The sequence below is a fragment of the Deltaproteobacteria bacterium genome (genome assembly GCA_016933965.1).
Lineage (GTDB): Bacteria > Desulfobacterota > Syntrophia > Syntrophales > UBA2210 > JAFGTS01.
Genome location: JAFGTS010000014.1, coordinates 97733 through 107266 on the forward strand (window position 1 = coordinate 97733; position 9534 = coordinate 107266).

10 protein-coding genes and 1 other RNA gene are annotated in these 9534 nt (G+C 51.4%); 3 read left to right on the top strand and 8 right to left on the bottom strand.

The window, feature by feature from the left end:
• Positions 1-85 precede the first annotated feature (85 nt).
• From JXO48_03615 to JXO48_03635, 5 genes are read right to left on the bottom strand one after another with little or no spacing between them, the layout of a single operon-like run.
• Positions 86-442 (bottom strand): V-type ATP synthase subunit F, encoded by a 357-nt coding sequence (locus JXO48_03615; GenBank protein MBN2282957.1) that lies wholly within the window; start codon positions 440-442, stop codon positions 86-88.
• Positions 439-1482: a V-type ATPase subunit gene (locus JXO48_03620; GenBank protein MBN2282958.1), complete on the bottom strand. Its 1044-nt coding sequence runs from the start codon at positions 1480-1482 to the stop codon at positions 439-441. The genes JXO48_03615 and JXO48_03620 overlap by 4 nt, the downstream gene beginning before the upstream one ends.
• A gap of 4 nt (positions 1483-1486) precedes the next feature.
• Positions 1487-2074: a hypothetical protein gene (locus JXO48_03625; GenBank protein ID MBN2282959.1), complete on the bottom strand. Its 588-nt coding sequence runs from the start codon at positions 2072-2074 to the stop codon at positions 1487-1489.
• A gap of 19 nt (positions 2075-2093) precedes the next feature.
• Positions 2094-2564: an ATPase gene (locus JXO48_03630; GenBank protein MBN2282960.1), complete on the bottom strand. Its 471-nt coding sequence runs from the start codon at positions 2562-2564 to the stop codon at positions 2094-2096.
• 16 nt (positions 2565-2580) lie between these two features.
• Positions 2581-4581, bottom strand: coding sequence for a hypothetical protein (locus JXO48_03635; GenBank protein MBN2282961.1), 2001 nt, complete (start codon positions 4579-4581; stop codon positions 2581-2583).
• Positions 4582-5231: 650 nt separating this feature from the next.
• Here JXO48_03635 and JXO48_03640 point away from each other — a divergent pair.
• From JXO48_03640 to ssrA, 3 genes are all read left to right on the top strand, one after another.
• The gene (locus JXO48_03640) at positions 5232-5960 is read left to right on the top strand and encodes a tRNA 2-thiocytidine(32) synthetase TtcA (protein MBN2282962.1); all 729 of its coding nucleotides are present in this window, start codon (positions 5232-5234) and stop codon (positions 5958-5960) included.
• A gap of 8 nt (positions 5961-5968) precedes the next feature.
• Entirely contained in the window at positions 5969-6445 is a 477-nt protein-coding gene (gene smpB / locus JXO48_03645; protein ID MBN2282963.1) for an SsrA-binding protein SmpB, read from the top strand.
• A gap of 68 nt (positions 6446-6513) precedes the next feature.
• Positions 6514-6865, top strand: a transfer-messenger RNA (tmRNA) gene (gene ssrA / locus JXO48_03650).
• Between the two features lie 359 nt (positions 6866-7224).
• Here the strand turns inward: ssrA and JXO48_03655 are convergent.
• The 3 genes from JXO48_03655 to JXO48_03665 form a co-directional block, all read right to left on the bottom strand.
• Entirely contained in the window at positions 7225-7515 is a 291-nt protein-coding gene (locus tag JXO48_03655) for a hypothetical protein (GenBank protein ID MBN2282964.1), read from the bottom strand.
• Positions 7516-7663: 148 nt separating this feature from the next.
• Positions 7664-9223, bottom strand: a complete 1560-nt coding sequence (locus JXO48_03660) for a hypothetical protein (GenBank protein MBN2282965.1) — start codon at positions 9221-9223, stop codon at positions 7664-7666.
• Positions 9216-9534 (bottom strand): hypothetical protein (locus JXO48_03665; protein MBN2282966.1); only part of this gene is annotated, 319 nt, incomplete at its 5' end. The genes JXO48_03665 and JXO48_03660, both read right to left, overlap by 8 nt.

Below are 9534 nucleotides of genomic sequence, written 5' to 3' on the forward strand. Positions count from 1 at the left end.
CTTCGGTAATTTTATTGTTCTCTATACCAGCACCGGGTGGTCAATCCCGCCCGGAATATTGTTACTCTCGGCAGTCTCCCGGAATTCATATCTCGATATTGAATCCGATCATCCGCCGCGTATAGGCCTTGTAGTATTCCTTCACATTCTCCGGTTCCGCCGCGTAGGAGGACGGTGTCGCGACGACGACGGTGGTAATCCGCTTTTTCTTCCTCATGTCTCTCACCATGTCGTCAACATGCTCCTGCCAGGTCTCGGGAATGATAATGAGTGCGATCTCACTGTCGCCGGCGAAGTCCTTCAGAGCCTTTCTCAACATGTCCCTGAAGTCCCGGTCGTTCTCGTCAAGCACCCGGTACCGGGTGACCCCGGCCAGCCGCATGAGGGTCGACTGATCCGCGTTCCCGATGACCCCGATGTTCAGTGTGTCCTGTCCGTTCATAATGCCGTCACCAGATAGTCCCGTATTTCCGATGGGGCGATCCCCTCTGAGACCGATTTCAGAATAAGCCGCAGATTCCGGATCTCTATTTCACGAAGATAGAGATACCAGTAAAGGTTGCAGGGGGACATGGCCCGCGGAGAGAGAATATTTCTCAGCAAGCGGTACTTGTGTTTTTCGATGACCCTGTCAACGACGGTTATGGATTTTTCCTTGTCATAGGAGCGCATGATCTCAAGGGCCGTCTGGTTGTATTCCGAGCCTTCCAGTTTTCCCGGAAGTTCCTGTGCCTTCAGGGAAAAGAGCTCACGGATGTCCGCCTCGAAAAAGGAGTGCCCGCCTGGAAGGATGAAATCGACGACGGGTACCGTTTCTTCCCGGAGGACGGTTCTGAAAACGGCCTGGAGATTGGTCAGGTCAGTCATGATTCGCAATGCCGTGCCGAGAACCCTGCCGTCGCTCATGGCCGCCATGGTCTCCAGCAGGGTCTTCATGTAGTGCCGGTCGAGCCTGAACTCGATTTCGAAATTCGACCGCGGGTCGTTTTCTTTCAGGTCTCTCACGATCGACAGGTAGCCGTGAAGCCCGCATTTTTCGAGGATGTCCCTGATCGTGTCAGGCGTGTCCGCGTCCACCAGCAGCTCAAGGAACCCGTTTTCATACAGCGTTCCCAGGGGGATCATCGGTGGTGTTTCATCGGTGAGTTTTCCCCGCAGGGCCGCTTTCAGGTTCGCCACGTCGAATTTTTCCTTGTAGCGGGTGAGCATGACCGACATGTCCCGGGGCAGGGGAAATCGCTCGAGCTTCTCCATGCAACCCGCCAGGTAGGTCCAGAGACACGCCTCGGCTTCCGTGAAGTTCCTGATCGGCTGGTTCAGGAGAAATTCCCCGATGTCGGTGTCCCGGATGTTTTCCAGGGCGTCCTGCACGGTCGATGCCCGCTGGAGCATGGCATCGATGTGGTCGGGGCCGATCCCCCGTGCGTCCTTTGCCTTCAGGTAGGCCGATGTGAATGCGTAACGGATGCTGACAAGGTTCACGGTATCAACTCCCAAAGAGTTTCTTGCCGACCTCTGGCAGGATCTTCGGCATCAGCATTTCCAGCCTCATGTCAAAGGTGTTGTCGATACTGACCATTCCGTCCAGTGTCTCGATCATCACGCCGCCGAGCATGTCCGATTCCTTGACTTCGGTGATCTTCTGTCCGAGGCCGTTCTCTTCGGCCACCACTTCCTTGATGGAGTTCAGGTCCTTGGATGCCGCGAGGACCCTGAGGGTATCATCGGAGCCGAAGGCTTCGAGGGACTCCCGTATCAGGTGGAGCAGGATCTTCCTGTCCGTTGCCTTGCCGGACAGTTCCTTTTTGACGCGCTCCACGATCTGTTTGATGATCTCGTCCTTTTCACGCAGGATCTGCTGCCGGGCCTGCAGGGACGCCTGGGCATGCATTTTCGCCTCTTCGCGCCGCGCTTCGCCGATAATCTTCTTCTGGGCCTCCTTGAGCTTTTCCTCTTTCTGTCCCCTGGCGCGCGATATGATCTCGCCCGCCCTCGATTCGGCATCCTTTATGATCGCTTCCGCCTCGCCACGCGCCTTTTTCAGGATGGCTTCTCTGATGTTATCGGATTCCATATCTCTCACCCTTCCCGGTTCACATAAGCTTGAGGATACTCAGTGCCATGATGGTAAAGACCAGGCCGAGAACACCGATCAACTCGACGAACACGGCGAGCATCATTGATGCCGTCAGGATCCGGCCCTTTGTTTTCGGAAGGAGAGCGATACCCGAGGAGCACACGGCACCCTGGTATATGGCCGAGAAGAATTCTGCGAACCCTGCCATGATCCCGATGGCCAGGACCCCCATTCCGCCGCCGAGCCCCGCCACGTCTATTTTCGCGAGGACAACGGTCAGAATAATGATAAGAATGATCAAGCCGTAAAAGCTCTGCGTCATCGGCATCGATGCCAGGACGATAACGTTCCTGAGCTGGCCCGAATCTTCCGATAACGTCGCCAGTCCGGCAGATGCGGCCATGGCGATGCCGATTGCCGATCCGACCAGGCCCCCTATCAGTGCTATCGCACCACCGATCGTTGCCAAGGCTTGCAGTTCAGTCATATTTTTTCACCTCTCTTTAAGATTTTTTCCCGACAATTATTTCTTTTCGAAACTTCAGGTGAAAGGGCGCGTACTCCTTCCCTCCGCCCTCATAAAACTTCAGGAGAAATTCGACGAAGCAGAGCCTGAGCGAGTGGATGAAAGCGGCCAGCGTGCTCAGGAGCAGGTTGAATATATGAAAGGCCAGAAGCAGGACGACACCGACGAGAAAAGCCATGATGATGCCGATGATGCCCGGAACGGCCGATGAGATCGTTTTTGAGACCCAGTCAGACAGGAGGTTGAAGGATGAAGCGAGGTAAAAGGTCGCCAGTCCCACGCCGGCAAGGCGTGAATAGGACATGACATCCCCCAGGATGCCCGTCAGGTCGAAGATCCAGAAGACGGCGCCGAGAGCGCCCATTTCAACGAAGGCACCGACGATAACGAGGACGACACCACCGATAAGCGGATAGAGAAATGATCCGTACAGGGCGGGATCAAGGGGAAGCAGATTGATGCCCAGCATGTTCTGGAACAGGTAGGGGATGCCGAATATCTGGACAAGGAAGAGCCCGATCTTGCTGATAACGATTCCCGGATGGTGCTCCTTTACCCCCCGGATGAGGGCGAGCATGTGTGCAATGTTCAGGTGGATGAGACCGATGATGAGAGAAAGAATGATAAAGGAGATGGGATTCGAAAGCTGGGTCTGGACCCGCTTGATCAGTGCCAGGGACTCAAGCTGAATCCCGAAGAACATCTGGAAGAAATCACCCAGGTACGTACCCGAAAGGATACCGAGAACGACGGCGACGGAACCGCTGATGTAGAGGACGTTGCGGAACAGGCGGGTTCCTTCCGATGTAGGGTCGTCCACCAGCTTGTCCAGAAGAAACCGGGCCAGAAAGAGGAGACCGACGGCGTAAATGAAATCGTTCAGCATGAGGCCGAAAAAGAAGGCGAAAAAGTAGGCCACGCTGGGTGTGGGGTCCCAGTCTCCATATTTCGGCAGGCTGAAGAGTTGGACAATGACCTCGAAGGGCTGCACCCCCTTCGGGTTTTTTAGTTTTGTCGGCGGTGCATCGCCGCGGACGGGTTCTGTTGTTTCCACATATGAGTAAGTGAGAAATTCCCGCAGTCCCGCCGTTATTTCAGCGGAGCGGCTTTCGGGAACCCATCCCTCGATCAGGGTCACGTAGCGTGCCTCGTTCGCCTGCTGCAGGACCGTCAGCCGTTCATCCTCTCCCGCGAGCACTTCCCTGAAGAGGACGAGTTCCTCGAGGTTGTTCTCGACGGTCTGCTGGATCTCCCGCTGGAGATCCTCCAGACCCTGCCGGCGCTTTTGTATGATCTCCCTGTTCCGCTCTATGAACTGTCCCACCGTGATGTCATCGGAAGGCATCTTCAGCGTCGCGATCCCAAGGTCCCTTATGATCGTTTCTATGGTTTTCCGGTTCGTTGTCTTGGCCGCGAAGTAGGTGACCACGGCGCCGCCGCCGGCCACCGAGGTTTCATGGAGCACAAGGGGGAACGCCCGCTCCGCGAAGATCCGGTGCAGTTCTTCAGACTGGACCACCACATTGGTGAAGAGGTAACTGCCGGAGTACTGAAGGTCTCTGAGGGGGATGTCGATGCTCCGTGACAGCAGCTCAAGGTGCTGACCGAGTTCGAGCAGGTTGTCCAGGTCGGCCTTGAACAGGTCGTATTTGTCGGTTATTTCCGAAATGCTCCGGCGCATCCGGGCGGTTTGCTCAATGATGTCGTCGAGTGCAAGACTCCCGTCGTCGCTGATCGATACGGTCCGTTCGCCCGGAAGGCGGTCGATGATGTCGTTGAGGGTATTCAGGGTCGTCCTGACCCGGTTCCGCTGGTTCTCTATCGCCTCACGATCGACGGGGTTGAGTTCCCGGGCTTCCTCCACGTGGAGCAGTCCCATTTCCTGCAAGCGTTTCAGGGCGTCTTCCGCGTGATCCTTCAACGTGACCAGGCGGACCTTGACCATGGACTCGGATTGATTGATGAGTAATGGAATCATGTATGAAACTCTCCGGCGAAGTTACCGTTTTCTATGAGAAGCTTCAAAGGCTTCTGAAAATGAACGGCTGTTTCATGTGGTTCGTTATTGCGCACTATCCGCAACGTGCTCAACAGTGAGACTATGAATTTCCTTACCCGGTTGATACGCCTTACCCATATGTGGAGAGCTTAAAAGATCTAACAAAGTTTTTGGTGTTCTGAAAGGGGGTCCTCTAAAAAATGTATAGTATCAATACGTTGCGGGGAACAGAAATCAAAATATCAAAAAAAATTCCCCCCCTTTCTACTCCATATTTATGATTCTGTATATATGTGATGCGGTAATTTTGCAAATATTTTTTTTGTGAGCGGATAAAAATTATCAGTAACATACTGAAAACAATACCACTTTTTTTGCGTATCCTGCGGGTTCCCGGACCTGCGCTGAAAAACGTATACCCGCCTGTTCTCAGACAGTGACAGCAAGCCTTTCCTGTCCGCACGTATTCCCATTGGACACTTCACCGCCTTCATGGTAAACAGGATGCCCGACAATGGTAACATATACGGGCATTATTGAATGGAGAAGGCCGGGTGTCAAAGAAAAAAGAGACGAAATTGTATCTGCATCTGAAGAAATGGCTTGAGAGAGCCGCCGTTGAATACGATATGATCCACGAAGGTGATCGGGTCCTTGTAGGTGTTTCCGGCGGCCTTGACAGCCTGGTCCTTCTCGACCTCCTTCGTTCCCCCATGATTTATCTGCCGGCCTTTTCGGTCCTGGCCGTCAATATCGACCTCGGCTTCGATCCGTCCCATGAGGGCTATGAAATGCTCCGACGGCATTTTGAAGAGGAGCAGTGTGAATACATCATGGAGAAAACCGATATCGGAGTCCTTTCCCACAGCGACTTTAACCGCAAAAATCCCTGTTTTCTCTGTTCCCGCCTGCGCCGCAAGCGAATCGTCGAAATAGCCGAGGAACAGGAGTGCAACAAGATCGCCTTCGCCCATCACAAGGACGACATTATAGAAACCCTGCTGCTCAACATGTTCTACGCCCGCGAGATCAGCACCATGATGCCAAGACAGCCGCTCTTCCGGGGAAAGTTTCATATCATTCGCCCCCTGGCGTATATCAGAGAGCCGCTGATCAAGAAGTACGCGGCGGAGCGGTCCTTTCCCGTGATAGAGAACCCCTGCCCGTCCAGCGTAGATTCAAAGAGGAGTTATATCAAGAACCTGTTGAACGAGCTGGAAAAGGACAATCCTCAGGTCAGGGAGAACATCTTCAGGGCACTGGGCCATGTCAAACCCGATTACCTCATGAGCGGTGCCCGTGAGGTGGTGAAGAAAAAAGGGCAGGTCTTCAGAATAGTGAAGACCGGAACGATGTGAGGTCGCCAGTGGCGAAAAAGGACTCTGGTGAAAAACTGATATGCCGGAACAAGCAGGCCTTCCGAAATTATCACATAGACGATACGTACGAGGCGGGCATTGCCCTCGTCGGCACGGAGGTGAAATCCCTCCGCGAAGGGCGGGCGAACCTCAAGGACAGCTACGCCCGGATCAAGGACGGCGAGGTGTTCCTTCACGACATGCATATCAGCCCTTACACCCACGGAAACCGGGCGAATCACGAGCCGCTCCGGAAGCGGAAACTCCTCCTGCACAAACGGGAGATTCGGCGATTGTACGGAAAAACCAGTGAGAAGGGTCTTACACTGATCCCGCTGCGGGTCTACTTCAAAAACGGCAAGGTCAAGGTTGAGATTGGTCTGGCAAAGGGGAAAAAACTCTATGACAAACGGGCCGACATAAAAAAACGGGACGATCAGCGCGAGATGGAACGGGCCCTCAAGTCGCGCAAATGGAAGGAATAGGGCCGCCGCTGTGCTTGACTTCAGCGGTTATGGTTCATATAATAACAGTGTCATTCGATCTTTTACATGGGGGCGTACCGGTTTCGACGGGGATAGTTGAAGCTGGAGAAGCGTGCCGAGGTTCCTACAGGCCTCGTTAAATAGGTAGGATTAAACATAATCGCAGACAACTACGATTACGCCGTAGCCGCATAGGCTACCGTCCTCCCGGCCACGCCTGTCGGGTCGGATGAGGGCGTCGACAAGACAGGATAGCCGGTTTCCTTTTCCTGTGGGGAAACTGGCGAAAATCAACAGGACCGCGCCTGATCGATCCTGCCTCTGGGAGCGAAAAGGCGTTAAATGAAAACAGGGGATGCGCACGGAGAAACTTCAGTGGAATGTTCTCGGACGCGGGTTCGACTCCCGCCGCCTCCACCATTTTGAAAATGGCAACCCGTCTCTCCAGAGTAATTATCTGGGTAGGCGGGTTTTCTTTTTCCCCTTGTATTCAAAGGGTTTCGGTCGTTTTGACATCTTTCCGGAACCTCTCTCCAGCCACCAGATTCTCTCCATTCTCCCGACGTTCATTCTCTGTTTGGGGCGGTATTCTCTGTTTTCTTCGGACAGGGTCCAACACGCGTCCGGTTACAGATATCCTTTCAGATTAAGCATTTAGCCAAATGACGGTATTTTGAGGTTGTGTTAAGACATCAAACGGTCTGAAAAACCACCCGTTTAGACAAACCAAAAGTCTCTCGCAGGTTTCGGGAAGTGATATTTATTCAGATTTCCAGCGGTCAGTATTTCCCATGATCCTCCGGTATCAATTCAAAATTGCAACTATAACGATTGAAATCACGGTCCCATTCTTGGATGGGATTGCCTTGGATCTTGAAAAACGATTTCAGTGATTTCCTGAGTTCTTTAATTTGAGATACCGCCCATTTACTTGGCCCTAAATCATTTCCAGAAGCTTCAAGTTTTTCATACTTAGGAGCCATCATGTAAAGTAATACCCACTGATCTTTGGGCATTTGATTGTTCTTCCTAGTCATCCCCATTGAATCACAGCTAACAACTTTTTCCACGTCTCCTACTGTAATCCTTATTGACATACTCACATGTATATCATGCTTTGGGACATAAACAGCCGGTGTTTCTAAAAAACGTATTTTAACATCCTTCCACTTTGTTCCTTGGGCTAGCGGGAAGGTCTCACCATTTTTTTCTTTGGGGCTATCGGCTTGAGTGTCTTTTTTTGAACTGTGCGGCTTGCTTGTCGGCGTTGCTCAACATCTTTTGAAAAGCAGTCTTGGCGTCCTTGTTATATTTCTCGAAGAGTTGGTGTGCGTATTCGATATAAGTCTGCTCTTCAGGGATCATTGCCGAGAGTGATCTACCAACTTGAATATCCGTTTCTTCTATCCACAAAGCGACAGATTGGATCTTGTTCAACAAATCCTCACCACCAATGCTGAATTCATCGACATCCCAGTGCAACAAGGCTTCCACCAGATAATCCATGTCACTTCTAATATCCGGAGGAATGTCAGATCCTGTTTCAGACATCCCCTTGATACAAGTATCAATCCGGTGCTTCAAATTAATCACAATGGTTGACATGGGGTATGGGTGCCAGGCCACATGATGATTGGTTCGATCACTAACAGCTTTTTGGCAAAGCATCCAATATTCTCGGAGCATCATGAAGTACCTTGAAGTAGAACGATACTGGGCATTTCCTTCTGGTGATGGATATATACAGTTTCGCAGCTTTGCGTTAACGATATAGTCGCGTGCCTCTTTGATCGGCTGCAACGAGTCTTCAAGACATTTGTTCATGACTTCCGAAACTGATTCCTTTGTTTTTCCGGCGTCAGCATTAATTGCAGGCATGTCAGGATGATGAAGCAACATTACAGAATAGAATGCAGAAAGAGTATCCAGCGGATTTGTGGCTTCGGATGATTCGTCCGTAAATAACTGACTGTATATTTTTTTAAGCAAAGGCTCGTTTTCCACCGAATGGTTAATCCACTCGAGAAGGGACCGTTCCAAGGCACTAAAATCATCCTTAGGTATTGAGCCGGGATAAAATACATTTGCTCGAAGAAGGTCTCTCAAGCAGATCGTTGCCGCAATTGCGTTGGTAAGATTGTATCCAAATAACTCGCTCTTCTTAATTTCTTCTTCCGGTTCCCCTTGCTTGATAGCCCATAATCGTTTTACGACTGCTTGCCCTTGCATAAAGGAATACTCGATTTTTTCATATTCCCACGGAGGCATTGGAGGAAGCTCCTCAATATCCATATTGAGGAGCACCATTTCCCTGTACTGATTTTCTGTGACGTGTTCGGAGTCTCCTATCCAAGTATTTATAATACAGCAAGGAAACGATCTTTTTGTATTGGCTCCCATGGGAACGACTTCAGGATAGCAGTCAACACCGTTCATTTTCATTTCTGATACGGGAGGTGCTTCAGACCGGGCAGCAATTAGTGGAAATGTGTGAAGCGCTTTTACAACAGTGCATGCCGGGCATTCGTCATTAGCAGCCTCGACTACAGGCAAATAAGCCAGTGCTTCATGAAATGCTTTTTGAGCTTCCTCAATTCCAACATGGCTGTGCGATTCTAATTGGGGCGGCAGTTTACACTTTGCATCTTTGATACAGATCGTCGTGCAAAAGGACAGGCAAAGACGTTCATAACAAGTCCATGCCCAGTCCGCTGCTTTCTTAAGAGAAGATGGCATGGACTTTTCAAAATCATAATGAAGGACGCTTTTGTCATGCATATTCGTCATCCCCCTCTGGCTTGATTGTGAAAAGGCAGCGGTAGCAGCGTTCCTCCTTTAGGTATTCAATCGGGTCGTCTGTCAGCCGAAAGAACTCACGCAGCTTTTTTGACAGGCGCGGTTTCTGGTCCTTGACCTTGAAGGATGCATGCTGGCTCTGCCAATCAATCTGACCGCGAGAATCAGCAAATGCTCTGAAGAGCTCCCAAGGGATTGTCGGGTTCCCGTTTCTGGTATTGGCCATTCCCATCTGGGTGTAATTATACTGGCCGTGTGATTTTGTGGTGCGGATGGAAACGGTATGGCCGTCA

What these genes read in the sequence shown, in the direction of transcription:
- JXO48_03635 (MBN2282961.1), bottom strand. Translation starts at nt 4,581, where the DNA reads ATGATTCCATTACTCATCAATCAATCCGAGTCCATGGTCAAGGTCCGC.
- JXO48_03640 (MBN2282962.1), top strand. Translation starts at nt 5,232, where the DNA reads ATGATCCACGAAGGTGATCGGGTCCTTGTAGGTGTTTCCGGCGGCCTT.
- JXO48_03660 (MBN2282965.1), bottom strand. Translation starts at nt 9,223, where the DNA reads ATGCATGACAAAAGCGTCCTTCATTATGATTTTGAAAAGTCCATGCCA.
- JXO48_03615 (MBN2282957.1), bottom strand. Translation starts at nt 442, where the DNA reads ATGAACGGACAGGACACACTGAACATCGGGGTCATCGGGAACGCGGAT.
- JXO48_03625 (MBN2282959.1), bottom strand. Translation starts at nt 2,074, where the DNA reads ATGGAATCCGATAACATCAGAGAAGCCATCCTGAAAAAGGCGCGTGGC.
- JXO48_03630 (MBN2282960.1), bottom strand. Translation starts at nt 2,564, where the DNA reads ATGACTGAACTGCAAGCCTTGGCAACGATCGGTGGTGCGATAGCACTG.